At 63.7% G+C, this 12,220-nt stretch carries 12 protein-coding genes; 6 read left to right on the top strand and 6 right to left on the bottom strand.

Features of this window, described 5'->3' with window-relative positions:
* Positions 1 to 9 precede the first annotated feature (9 nt).
* Entirely contained in the window at positions 10 to 630 is a 621-nt protein-coding gene (locus CLV45_RS21120; RefSeq protein ID WP_100338472.1) for a hypothetical protein, read from the bottom strand.
* A 343-nt stretch (positions 631 to 973) separates the two neighbouring features.
* On the opposite strand from CLV45_RS21120, the gene CLV45_RS21125 reads away from it, so the two are divergent.
* The 4 genes from CLV45_RS21125 to CLV45_RS21140 all read left to right on the top strand — a co-directional run bounded on the left by CLV45_RS21125 (position 974) and on the right by CLV45_RS21140 (position 6,192).
* Positions 974 to 1,930 carry an HNH endonuclease gene (locus CLV45_RS21125; protein ID WP_100338473.1) on the top strand — a complete coding sequence of 319 codons (957 nt, stop codon included), beginning with the start codon at positions 974 to 976 and terminating at the stop codon, positions 1,928 to 1,930.
* 142 nt (positions 1,931 to 2,072) lie between these two features.
* Positions 2,073 to 3,416, top strand: coding sequence for a hypothetical protein (locus CLV45_RS21130; protein ID WP_100338474.1), 1,344 nt, complete (start codon positions 2,073 to 2,075; stop codon positions 3,414 to 3,416).
* Between the two features lie 68 nt (positions 3,417 to 3,484).
* A complete protein-coding gene (locus CLV45_RS21135) occupies positions 3,485 to 4,750 on the top strand; it encodes a hypothetical protein (protein ID WP_100338475.1) in 1,266 nt (421 codons plus the stop codon).
* 482 nt (positions 4,751 to 5,232) lie between these two features.
* Entirely contained in the window at positions 5,233 to 6,192 is a 960-nt protein-coding gene (locus tag CLV45_RS21140; RefSeq protein WP_100338476.1) for a DUF3592 domain-containing protein, read from the top strand.
* A 205-nt stretch (positions 6,193 to 6,397) separates the two neighbouring features.
* Here CLV45_RS21140 and CLV45_RS21145 read toward each other — a convergent pair whose 3' ends face one another.
* The 4 genes from CLV45_RS21145 to CLV45_RS21160 form a co-directional block, all read right to left on the bottom strand.
* Positions 6,398 to 6,787: a hypothetical protein gene (locus CLV45_RS21145; RefSeq protein WP_100338477.1), complete on the bottom strand. Its 390-nt coding sequence runs from the start codon at positions 6,785 to 6,787 to the stop codon at positions 6,398 to 6,400.
* 118 nt (positions 6,788 to 6,905) lie between these two features.
* Positions 6,906 to 7,898 (bottom strand): hypothetical protein, encoded by a 993-nt coding sequence (locus tag CLV45_RS21150; protein ID WP_100338478.1) that lies wholly within the window; start codon positions 7,896 to 7,898, stop codon positions 6,906 to 6,908.
* Positions 7,899 to 7,965: 67 nt separating this feature from the next.
* Positions 7,966 to 9,117, bottom strand: coding sequence for a hypothetical protein (locus tag CLV45_RS21155; RefSeq protein ID WP_157807708.1), 1,152 nt, complete (start codon positions 9,115 to 9,117; stop codon positions 7,966 to 7,968).
* An 82-nt stretch (positions 9,118 to 9,199) separates the two neighbouring features.
* Positions 9,200 to 9,850 (bottom strand): helix-turn-helix transcriptional regulator, encoded by a 651-nt coding sequence (locus CLV45_RS21160; RefSeq protein ID WP_157807709.1) that lies wholly within the window; start codon positions 9,848 to 9,850, stop codon positions 9,200 to 9,202.
* Positions 9,851 to 10,110: 260 nt separating this feature from the next.
* Here CLV45_RS21160 and CLV45_RS21165 point away from each other — a divergent pair, with 260 nt between their 5' ends.
* Positions 10,111 to 10,824 carry a head GIN domain-containing protein gene (locus tag CLV45_RS21165; RefSeq protein ID WP_157807710.1) on the top strand — a complete coding sequence of 238 codons (714 nt, stop codon included), beginning with the start codon at positions 10,111 to 10,113 and terminating at the stop codon, positions 10,822 to 10,824.
* A 260-nt stretch (positions 10,825 to 11,084) separates the two neighbouring features.
* Positions 11,085 to 11,498 (top strand): carboxypeptidase regulatory-like domain-containing protein, encoded by a 414-nt coding sequence (locus tag CLV45_RS21170; RefSeq protein WP_100338482.1) that lies wholly within the window; start codon positions 11,085 to 11,087, stop codon positions 11,496 to 11,498.
* Between the two features lie 49 nt (positions 11,499 to 11,547).
* On the opposite strand, the gene CLV45_RS21175 is transcribed toward CLV45_RS21170, so the two are convergent.
* A complete protein-coding gene (locus CLV45_RS21175; protein WP_100338483.1) occupies positions 11,548 to 12,192 on the bottom strand; it encodes a helix-turn-helix transcriptional regulator in 645 nt (214 codons plus the stop codon).
* Positions 12,193 to 12,220: the final 28 nt, after the last annotated feature.

Below are 12,220 nucleotides of genomic sequence, written 5' to 3' on the forward strand. Positions count from 1 at the left end.
GGGTGTAGTTCAAATTGTGGGTATCGATGGTAGAGCAGCGGAGGTCGAGTCAGTACTCCGGTCCTTAAGCAGCTTGTCTATGAATCTTTTAGGGGCTAATCCAACTATAAAAACCTCGAGTAGGGCCGCCCCGGTTACAGAGTTTATTCTTTCAATAGGAATATGGCTGAGGAGCGAATCGGAGGCCACTGAATTGGCCAGCGTAACAAGCCAGAGCAGCATAGCTGCGGCTCCAATGATGAGGCCCAATAAGGGCCCGAATAAAATGGCCGACGGTTTGACCTTTTCAGCTTCAGTTATCCCATACAGAATCTTTGTAACGATACCGATGAGCCCGCCCATGGCACCAAGCAGCAGCGCCGCCCCAAAAGCGTCCTTATTACTGCTCCAGGGCCACCAGGAAGTTTGCTGATCATCGGTGGCAAACTGACAGGACTCCTGAATTTCCTGCCGTAAGAGCTTGTCCTCGCGCTTGTCGCCGTGCTCTTTCATGATTGGTATCTTGGTTTCCTCATCGCAGTAGCGGGCTAATGAAAGGGCCTGATACGCACCGGAGCCAAAATAAACAGCCGTCGTCATCCAAAGCAGCAGCCATAGAAACAGTATTCTGTTGTCCCGTAAAATCGCCATAGAAACTAAGCTGAGAAAGTGAGAATTAGATAAGATATATTACCATATCGGCTGGTAGTATGTATCAGTGGTAGCACGGAATTTTAGCCGCGGTATATACCTGGCGTATGCCACCGCCATTGGCTCATCTTCTGTCACAACGCTGCCGCCGACTTTAACCAAAGTACCAGCAAACGCGTCCATATCAGGCGGCAGTGCATACTGGCATCTGCTTGCTATTCCGGGGCCAAAAAGGAGGTAAGGAGCCACACGTGCAAATCTGGGGTGCTCAGTCCTCTTCAAAGCCGTAGGCAGGGTAAGACGTGCCGCCAGAACGATGCCTGCGGCTATCTTGCCCCGACCTATGACCGACCTGCCCCACTACCTCACCCGTTTCCGCAAGCTCAAGACCAGTAAGCTGGCCGGCGAAGAAGCGCCCTACAAGCCTGCCTTACTGCTGGCCGTGCTCGAAGGCCTCGAAGATGGCAGCGTCCAGGCCAATCAAATAGTCATTACGCCCGAGCTGCTGGCTGCCTTCCAAAGCAACTGCCGCGACCTAAGCACCTCGGGCCGGTTTCGGGCCAACAACTTCGCGTTGCCCTTCTACCACCTCACCGGCGACGGGTTCTGGCACCTGCGCACTCACTTTGGCCAGCCCCTGGTTCTGACCTCCTCCGGCTCGCCCCGCAGCCTGGGCCACTTGCGCCAGGTGGTAGCCTACGCCAGCTTCGACGAGCCCCTGTGGCTGCTGCTCCAGGACAGGGCCACCCGCCACGTGTTCCGCGACGCCCTGCTCGACCGGTACTTCCCCCAGACCCGCCTCCGCTACCGTCCCACGGCCGGCCCCGAGGCCCTGCGCGTGCTGGGCCAGCAAATGCTGCAGGAGCCGGCCGCCGTCTACCAAACCCATATTAACCTGGCCGACGAAGTAGAAACTGCCGTGCGCAGCGCCGTTTTCAAGCGCGAGGTGCTCAAGGCTTACAACTTCACCTGCGCCATTTCCGGCCTGCAGCTCATCAGCACCAGCACCACTGCCCCGGCCCCGCTGCTCGATGCCTGCCACATCGTGCCCTGGGCCATCAGCCACGACGACACCATCGGCAATGGCCTGGCCCTGACGCCCACCCTGCACCGCGCCTTCGACCGCCACCTCCTCCGCATCGACCAGGACTACCGGGTGCGGGTAGCTAGCTCCTTCCGGGAGCTGCGCGGTGCCGAGCATGGGCTGTTGCAGTTCGAAGGCCAGAAGCTGCGGCTGCCCGAGCGGCGGGAGTGGTGGCCGCGGAAGGAGGGGTTTGGGGTTGGGGCTGGCAGGTACTAGTGAAGCCCTGATACTTTCCGGCAACTGTGGGGCCGTGGGGCTGATGCCTCCGGTAGCAGGCGGCCCCACTTATTTTTCTTGCCCGCCGCCGATAAATCGGTCTGCTGGTGTAGCTTAGGTGCTCATCCCCAGAGCTAGCCCCATGAGTGACCCGGCCCCCGTTTCGCGCAGTGCCCAGCGCCACCTCGACCTGATTCGCCACCACGAGGAAACATTGGCCCGGTACCAGGCCGACCCGGCCGTGGCCGAGTGGCTACGGCAGTTTCGGGGAGACGGGGCCCGATTTCTGGAGCGCTATGCCACCGAGCGGGCCAGCGCGCTGGTAGACGGCCGCTCGTTCTGGGATATCAACCAGCGCGAAGAAGCCGACCTGGTGCAGGAGGCCACCGAGCGCCTGTGGGAGATTCAGCAGCGCAAGCTGTTTGAGCTGCAATGTCGCTGGCGGGCCGAGGAAGTACGCCTGCCGGCGGAGCTGGTCGTGCTGAGCCAGGACTTCGAGCGCTGGGGTGCCCGCATTGAGCAGTGCCCGCTGGTGCCGCCCATTGCGGCGGCCGAGGTAGAAAGCTACCTGGCGTACCTGCTCAGCGACGCCTGCACCGATGCCGATGATGACTCCGGTCGTCCCCGCGAATGGCAGAACTACGAGCGGTTTCGGCGCTACCTGCTGCTAGAGGCCGAAGGGCAGGACCCCGAACAGGTGCGCCGCGAAGCCGGCCGGAACCCCGAACCGGGTTTGGGCGGCCTGATGGGCATGCTCGCCGATTTTTTCCTGGACTACCCGGCCTGGTATGCTCACTGTGATGCCGTGGCGGGCCCGCCCAACCTGGTGCTGTACCTGCCCGACCTCCGGGGCGAGAAAGAGGAATACTACCGGCATTTGGGCCGCACGGGCAAAGCGCCCGACGTGTACGAGGAGCCCGACGGCGGCGACGAACCAGCGCCCGTTGACCCCCCACTCACTGCCCCGGATGCCGACCCGCCCCTGCGCTACCTTAGTTACAACCAGTTCGATAGCCTTACGGATACCCTGATGCGGGAATTTGAGACGCCGGAGCTGCTGCGCTTCCATGAAGCCCTGCTGCATGAGCCCACCATGGCACCGGTAGCGGCCCCCGGCACGGACGACGATGACGACGATGATTACGAGCAGGACGACGAGAACGAGGCCGCACTAGCTGAGCTAGGCGCCGAGGCCGGGCGGGTGCTGCTGGAAATTCCGGAGCGCCTGCCCATCGAAGCCCACCCCGACTGGCGCGTGGCCCTGCACCGTACCTGGCTCGGCTGGCGCAAGCAGCGGCTGGCCACGGCCCTGCAGGCGGCCTACGCCGACTACGCCGCCCGCGAGCAGGCCGGTCAGCCCCATCCTTCGCCCTATTCAAAATCGGACGACCTCAGCGACCTGGCCCGGAAGTCCTGGAAGCAGGTGCGCAAGCTCATCCTCAAGGGGCGGGAGCGGGCCGGCGAGCCCCGCGACTTCAACTTTTAGCGGCTCACGGCGGGCGGCGTTGGCCGGCCGGCGTGGCACATTCATTCACTAGTTATCCTTCGTTTGTTATGGATTATCATCATGCCGCCCTGGCCCGCGAAGCGGAGCTGGAGCAAGTACGTCTTGCCACTGAGCACGCCCTGCGTACCGACCCCCGCTACCAGCCCTACTTTGCTGGCTACACACCCGCCAGCATCGAAGCCTTTATTCAGCACTACGCCCGCCACAAGGTGAGCTGCCTGGAACAGGGCCCCGGCATGGTGAAGTTCCGGCTGCACCAGGTCATCGAGTACCAGGAGGAAGCCTACGAGCGGCTTTTCGACGTGCAGCGCAAGAAGCTGTTCGACTTGCAGGTGCGTTGGCGGGCCGGTGAAATCACTCTACCCGGGGTGCAGACCTACCAGCAGTTTGAGGCCTGGCAGCGCAACGGCATTCACCGGTGCCCGTTTCTGCCCCCCATCACGCGGGCCGAATACGAGCTCTACCGCGACTGGCTGGCCAGCGACGCCTGTCAGGAGTTTGCCAACCACCAGGACTACTACCGCAACGACTCGGAATGGCAGGACTACAACGCCATGCGCGCCGAGTGGGTGCGGGCCCAGGCGCCCCCAACCCCGCCTACCGAAGAGAATAAGCGGCAAGAATACATCGAATACCCCGCCTGGTTTGCCTACTACGATGCCCGCACCGGGACCCCGGCCGGCTACCCTTTCGCCACCCATTCCAACCGCCGGGGAGAGCTGCAGGACCACTATATGGACCTGGCCCGGGAAGAGAGATGGGCCCTCAACCCGCCCAAGCCCTACGTGCCCGACCCGCGCCCCGACGTGATGAACCTCCACAACGAGCCCGATGCCTTTGCCGATGCCCCCGACCGCTACCTGACCGAGGACGACTGGCACTTCGCCGAGTTTACCCGCCGCTTCGACCCGGACCCGGAAACCCTGCTGGCCTACCGCCGGGCCATGCTGTGCGTGTACAACGGCAACTACAACAACGTGCTCAGCCACACCAGCCAAAACCTGGAGCTGCTGGCCGATGCCCGCGGCCCCTGGCCCGTGCCCACCCACGCCGACTGGCGGCAGGGCATCTATGCCGCCGCCGCCCGACTGCACCGCGAGCTGCTGCTGGCCGCCCTACCCGCCGTGTTCGAGGACTATGAATTCCGCCTTCAGGCCGGCCTGCAACCCGCTCCACCCGACGAGTACCGCGCCTACCACGACGACAAGCCCGCTGAAGACCCCGCCAAGGAGTGCCGCATTATGCCTTACCTCAAAGAAGGTATTCTGCGCGGCCGTGAGCTGGCCGGTGAGCCCCGCAACTTCAATTATTGAGGCGTAGCGTCCGGCCCAGCGGTGAGCCTGGGTGGGCCTAACCGGCGAAGTGTATAGGTTTATGCGAGTCGCACCTTCACGCGCGTAGTGCTGGCGGGCCTGCACCTACCCCATTGTGCCCTGGTTTCCCTCCTCCGATTCCTCAGCAACCCGCAGTGCCGCGTACGGGTAGCCAGTTCGTTCCGGGAGTTACGCGGTGACGAACACGTGCTCTTGCAGTTCGAAGGCCAGCAGCCGCGTCTGCCTGAGCGGTGGCAACGGCGGGAGGGGTTTGGGCGATAATAAGCCAATGCCGCACTGCTGTTATAGCTTGGGGAACAGTCGGATAGAAGCAATACGCATTAAATACTATATTTAGCTAGGTGCTCAGCAGGGCACATCCCACGTAGCACCGCCGGTTGCGGAGGGCAGTAACCGGCTGCTCAGCGGCTATGCAGTTATACACCGGGAGTTACACCAGAAACTATTCCTCGTCCGGGCCTATGTTGCAGAACCTGTTTCGCTTGCTGGGCCGCGTATACCGCCTGCTCTGGACTTGCATCTTGGTGGCCCTGCTAAGTGTAGCAACCCTGTTGACCTGGCACTTCTACCAGCAGGAGCACCTTGCAGCCCAGCTAAACGCCGGGGGGCAGCCCGTGACGGTGCGCGTTGAGCGGGCCGATAGGGCACCGCGGGCCTTGTGGGATGGGCTGGGCAACTTCGTCTACGTCGGCTTCCGCTACCAGGGCCGCCCCTACGAAACCCGTTTCGTGAACGACACGCTGTGGCTGTCGGAAGGCGACCGGGTGACGCTGCTCTATCAGCCCCGGCTCGACGTGTTCGGGCAGGCCCCGGTCCAGCCGGTTGCCCGGCCCGACCGGGTGGTCTCGCGGTTGATTGGCTGGACGGCAGTGGCCGATTTTACCCGGGAAACCAAGGCACTGGCCCTCTTCATCCTGGTTAGCGTCGCCTTGTTTTTTGTGGGGAGCGGGCTGCTGGCCTCGCTCACCGGCCTGACGGTTATCCAAGCACTGGCCCGGGGCGTTCTGGTCATCTGCCTGGGCATGGGCGCCTTGTTCTTTACCTACAACACCGTGCAGTACTACCGGTACGCGGCCCAGCTCCAGCGCCACGGGCAGCCGATGGAAGTAACGGTGGTCGATACGGACCGGGTTTCGCACGGCCGGCGCACCAGCTGGTACACCTACCAGGCCACCTTCCGGTTCAAAGGCCAGGAGCGGGTCGTGCCCATTGAGCGGGCCGACTTCGAGCGCCTCAACGCGCAGAACTCCCGCCTGGCCGTGCGCTACGACCCCACCCTGAACGACTTCATCTCCGCCGATTACGACCCGGGCCTGTCCGAGCTGGTACCGCCCCTGTTTCTCGGGCTACTCCTGGTGCTGGCTATCAGACCAGTGCGGCCCCGCCCGGTCGTGCCGGCCGCAGGTGGGGGTGCTGGTTAGCTGGCTTGAGTTCGAAGGCTAGCCGCTATGGCTACCCGAGCGGTCCAAGTGGTGATTTAGTAGGCAAGGATTTGGGGCCGGGTGGCGGGCATGTTGTTGGTCCCAAACCGAACAAGACCCCACGGCGGATGCCCGTGGGGTCTTGTTACGGATAGATTGCCTCGCTGATTGCTTCGCCTACAACTTGGTGCGGCGCAACCAACTACTACTGGTTGTTGGCGTCGTCAATCTTGCCGCCATCGTTGGCGGTGCTGGGCGTCTGGCCGCCATTGTTGTAGGCGGTGCGGTCCTTGGTGGTGTTCTGGGAGTGGTGGTTGGGCTTGCGCTGGTTGTCGTCGCCCCCGCCGGTGTTCCGGGATTCGGCGTTGGGCTCGTCGCCGCGGTGGCTGCTGCCGCGGGCGTCGCGCACCAGCTCGCCGCCGTCGTTGCCGTGGTTGCCGCCGTGGCGGCCGGTGGTATCATTGGGGCCGGCAGGCGTCCGGGTGGCGTCGCCCTGCTGCTGGGCGCCGGCGCCTTGGGTGTTTTCGGGGCGGGAAGTGTTGCTGCCGTCGTTGGCCACTTCGGCCTGGGTGCGGCGGTGCTCGTTCTGGTCCATAGCGTGGGGTGGTTAGTCGTGGAATAGAAGATTGATATAGGTTATACGCGCTGAGGGATAGGGCGTTTAGTTAGATTCAGTCCCTTTGCCAGGATGGATTACGCAGTTCATTCAGCGACTAGCGGCTCTTTTTCTCCCCGCGGCTCAGCCAGACCTCGATTTGGCCGGGGGGCACGGTGCCGGCCAGCTTGCGGCCCGTCAGGGAGAGCAGCGTAGCCCGGGGCGTGCCGGGCAGGGTGTTCAGGAAGGCCTGGGTGGTGCGCAATACCTCGGCGGCGGTGGCGGAGTCGGCGGCGAAATAATACCGCACGCTGTTGCCGTACTTGCCGTCGACGCGCTCCACGCCGGGGGCCTCCCAGCCTTCCTGCTGAAACCGCTGCTGCAGCTGCTGGGCGGTGGCCCGGGGAAATTCCCGAAACTGAATGTAGCAGGTGGGCGGGGTGGTTAGTATGGCCGCGTCCTCGGCCGGGGCACTGGCGGGGGCCGCCGCGGACGGGTCCAGCAGGGTCCGGTTTTCGGGGGCAATGGGCAGGCTGGGCAGCAGGGCGGCGGCCAGCGTCACCGACGAGTCGGCGTTGGCTGAGGAGCGGGTCCGTTCTTTGGCGGCGGCGGTGAATGAGGCAAGCAGGGCCGCGGCTCGGTCTGGGTCGCGGCGGCCCATAATCCGGGCGGCCAGGTTGAGGCGGGCCAGCACCTGGGCCGTGTCGCCGGGCCCGACGGGGGTGGCCATCCGGGCCCGGTAGATTTCCTCGGCAATGTTGAACATCAGCGAATCGTCGGCCTCGTTTTCGGCCGACCCCAATACGGCGGGCTGCCACCCGGGCCGGGCGTGGGAGTAGAGCCGGTCCAGGGTTACCAGGGCCAGGTTACGCTTGGTAATGTCCTGGCCCGAGTCGAGGCTGGCCAGCGCGGCAGTCAGCTCGTCCACGCGCTTGGTGCGCTCCATGTTGTGGGTGTAGTCGTCGACGCTGCACTTGGCGAAAAATCCCAGCAGCGTCACCAGAACAAACTGGGCCAAGCTGTTAAGAATCGGGATGCGGGCGTTGAGCTTGTCCCAGCCATCCGGGGGCGGGTTGGGCGGCAAGGGGGCTGGAGTATCGGGAGCAGTCATGAGCGGAACAAGCGTAAGGGAGTAGAAACACCAGCGTCGGGTAGGCGGCCGGGTCGGGGCGCACTACCTATGGCTGGCCGCCCTGCTGCGCCGCTTTGTTTGTCTCAGTACGTTTGGTTAAGGGGGCTGGTGCGTTAGGCTTTGGGGCCTTGATTGAATCGGTGCCCGGCTGCTTCTTTACTGGCGGGGCAGCGGCTGTTGTCGCCTGGCGGGTAAGCTCCTGTTGGGAGTAAGCCACCAGCTCCTTGAGAATGGCCGGGTTGCGCAGCCGGTTAAGCCGGGGCGGCATCATCTCCCTGATGCAGTCGATGGTATCCTGCTCGGTCATGGAGCGCACGGCCGCCGTCGAGCCCAGGCCGGCCGGAATGCCGGTCGGGGAAGCCAGGGATTTGGCCTTGTCGGCCACGGCGCGCTGAATGGCCTCATCCCAGCGTTTGGCGTCTATGTCAACTGAAACGATGTTTTGGTATTTGTCTCGTTGCGGCTTAAAGATGGTGGGATAAGCGCTGAGGGCACTGGCCAGAAAGGTGGGCGACTTGTCGGAAGCCAGTACGCTGCTGATCGTGCCAAAATACACGGATGCCAGCGGCAATGATGTGCTGCGGTAACGCTGCACGATGCGGGCGCAGCAGCGGTACAAATCGGCGCACAGAGCATCCCGCACGAGGGAGGAGTCACCTAGTCGTAGCCCCAGCGTCTCCCTGTCGAAGGCGATGAGCTGCAAATCCTTGTCGTTGTTGTCCTGGCCCATTTCCAGCAGCAGCCGGTCGGTGCGGGTGTCGCTGAGGTTTATGGCCGAAACGGTCGTGCGCATGGTCGGGTCGCTCATGCCGAACTGCTGCCGGATCTGTTTAAAGCTGATTTGTTCCCAGCCGTTGGCCCGCAGCAGGTACACAACCGAATCGTGCAGGGTTCTGCGGGCCTCTTTTTTACCTAACTGGATAACTCCCCAGCAGCCAAAAACAAGTACTATGCACACAAATAGAATAGCAAAGTCGGTGCCTTGGGTAGTTACTCCCGGGGAGGTAGCAAGCAGGGTGGTTTGCTTGAGCACGGTGTACACCGCCCCGAACAAGACGATAGTAATGCCCAGGCATACCAGAAATAACTCCCCAAAAGGCGCAAACCAGAAGTAATCCGTGAGGGCGCCAGCTGTGGGCAGGTCGAAATTCAGGCCGGGCAGGGCGCTGAGTAGCAAGACGGGGGGGAGGGCAGGCATGGCAGAAGGGCTTTGGCACAAGAGGTTAGGCCTCGAAGTTGCCCATCGGTTTACTCTCTTGCGTCCGTACCACCACTGAACTTTAGGCTGCCACCCAGCCCTGGCGCATGGCGCACACCACCAGGCCCACCAGGGTGCGGGCCCCGGCCTTATGCAGCAGGGCTCGGCGGTGACTTTCCACGGTGCGCACGCTCAGGCACAGCTCATTGGCAATGTCCTGGTTGCAGTAGTCGGCCACCACCAGGCGCAGCACTTCCAGCTCCCGCCGGCTAAAAGGCGTGGGGGGCGGCAGCAGGCGGGCCGCGGGCCGAACCGAAGCTGCCGGCAGAGGTCGGCTGAACGCGCGGCTGGGGGCTAAGAGGATGCGCGCGGCGGCCACTACTACCTCCGGGGCCGCGTGCCGGGGCACCAGGGTCAGCTCCCGGGGGCGGGCCGGCAGGTGGCGCAGCTCAGGGGCCTGGCGCGGCCCGGTCAGTAGCAGCAGGTGCTGGTGGGCCCGGGCCTGGGCCAGTTGGGCCACCAACTGGGGCAGGGGTGGGTCGGGCAGCAGCCCATCCACCACGACCAGGCCGTAAGCGGCCTGCCGCAGCAGGGTCGGGGCCTGGCAGGCATCGGCCGTGAGCACAAATTCCAGAGTTGGCCAGGCTTGTTGCAACGTCAGCAGCAAGCCCTGCCGGTAGAGGGTAGGCGGACCCACAATCAAGATGGGCCCTGAGCCTGAGGAAGATGACATGACGAAGAGAATAGTTAGGGCATAGAAAGTAGGCGGATAGGGTAGCAATAGGCAGAGGGGAGTAATCAGGGCGGGGCAGCTGCGCAAGCAACACCATAAAGTACACAAATAGGATGATATTATAAATAATAATCAGAATAATTATATATTAAAGCTCCGGCGCCTTTTCGTGGGCGTGGCTCGGGAAATAAATGCCCCGCCAGGCAACGCCCCGGCCCGTGGCCTCATCTACCGGTTATCAGCACCAAACCCTTTTCGCTATGAAAACCGCTATTCGCCCCTTGCTCCTCGGAGCCCTCCTCTGTAGTGCTGCCGCCGCCCAGGCCCAGGTCCGGCAAAGTCGCCCCGTTGAACCCTTCCAGGCCGTGCAGGCCGGCGGTGGCATCGACGTTGTGCTGACCCAGGGCCCGGCCGCGGCCGTGGTCGTAGATGCCGCCAGTGAGGCCCAACCCCACGTGGTTACCAGCGTGAAGAACGGCGCGCTGACCATTGGCTGGGACACCGACCGGTCGTGGCGCAGCCTGCTGGCGGGGCGCAAGCTGGGCCCCGTGCGCGTGTACGTGACCTGCCCCCGCCTCACGGCCCTGTCAGTCAGCGGCGGCTCCGATGCCCGGAGCGAAACCCCGCTCACGGCCGAGGACATTCGCCTCGGGGCCAGCGGCGGCTCGGATATGCAGCTCACGCTCACGGCCAAAAACATTATCTGCAACGTCAGCGGCGGGGGCGACATGACCCTCTCGGGCCGGGTGGAGCGCCAGAAGGTGGCCGTCAGCGGGGGCTCCGATTACCACGCTTTTGCCCTGCAGAGCACCACGGCCGAAGTAAGCGCCAGCGGGGGCTCCGACGCCAACATCAGCGTGGATGGGGAATTGGTATCCAGCGCCTCGGGCGGCTCCGACGTGCGTTACAAAGGCGGGGCCCGGCTGGTCAGCTCCCAGGCCAGCGGGGGCAGCAGCACCCGCCCCGCCCGCTAGCCGCCGCTTACGGCTGAGCCTGAAGTACCACCGCCGCCCCGGTAGCTGCCGCTGCCGGGGCGGCGCCGTTGGGAGCCGGCGCCAGGTTCCGCGCGGGGCAGCCGCTATTTGGGCCAGACTGAAACCAAGCGGCGCAGGGCAGCGTTGCGGGCAAAACCGAGGTTTTCGCGCGGAAGTCGGCTGCCGGCCGGCGGCTTTGCGTAGGAATAGCCTGTGGTTACGCTTGCTGCTCTCTCTTCGTCCTGATTTTCCTCTCTCCCATGCTCCGTCCGCGTACTTTCCTCTCTGGTCTAGCTCTGAGCCTGTTTTCCGGGGCCTGTCTGGCCCAGCAACCCGTCACGGCTTCGGCTCCCGCGGCCTCTCAAGAATGCTCCACCCTGACTGGAGTAGTAACCGACGAAAACCAACGGCCCCTGACCGGGGCTACGGTTGTCATTGTGGGCGTCAATGATGCCTTTAGCACCAATTCGGAGGGGCAGTACATCGTGAGCAGCCGCAAGCCCCTGCCGGCGGCGGCGCGGCTGCAAATCAGCGCCGGCGGCTACGAAACCCAGACCCTGGTCCCCAGCGGCTGCCAGCTGCCCACTGTATCGCTGAAGCTGCTGCCTGGCACCCGCTTCAAGCGCGATGGTCGAATCAAGAAGACGACGTCGACCGGTAAGGTGCGCTATTAGCGGCTGCATTCCAGTACTAGCGGCCGAGCCGTAGGGGCCAAACTCTTGCTCAGAGGCTGACTTCCGTCGTTGTTACCCAGCCCTGCTTTACGGCCTGTACCACTAGGCCCACCAGGGTGCGGGCTCCGGCTTTCTGCAGCAAAGCCCGGCGGTGGCTTTCCACGGTGCGTACGCTCAGACACAGCTCATTGGCAATGTCCTGGTTGCAGTAATCAGCCACCACCAGGCGCAGCACTTCCAGCTCCCGCCGGCTAAAGGGCGTAGGCGGACCCGCGGCCGCGGCGGGCAGGCTTGGTTTCAGGGCCCAGGCGCGGGGCGGAGTATGGGCCAGCAGCTGCTCGATGGCGCCGCTCACTTCGTGCGGGGCCGCGGCGTGGGGCAGGATAGTCCAGGGGCGGGGATACAGCAGCGGGGGCAGGGCACTAGAGCCCGCCTGACTAAAGCACAGCACGTGCTGGGTGCTGCGCACGGCGTAGAGGCGCTCCAGGAGCACGAGCAGGGGCCGCGTAGTCAGGGCTTCGTCCAGTACCAACAGGGTATAGGACCGGTGCTGCAGAAAGTTCAGCAGCAGGTCGGTATCCGAAACCAGGCAGATGGTCAGGCCAGGGCAGGCTTCGCGCAGGAGAGCAAGCAGGCCTTGCCGGTGCAGAGTGGCAGGAGCCGCAACAAGGGCGGCCCCGAAGTTCGACGACATAGCAGGAGTAAACTTATAACCATGAACA

This window comes from Hymenobacter chitinivorans DSM 11115 (assembly GCF_002797555.1).
Classification (GTDB): Bacteria; Bacteroidota; Bacteroidia; order Cytophagales; family Hymenobacteraceae; genus Hymenobacter; species Hymenobacter chitinivorans.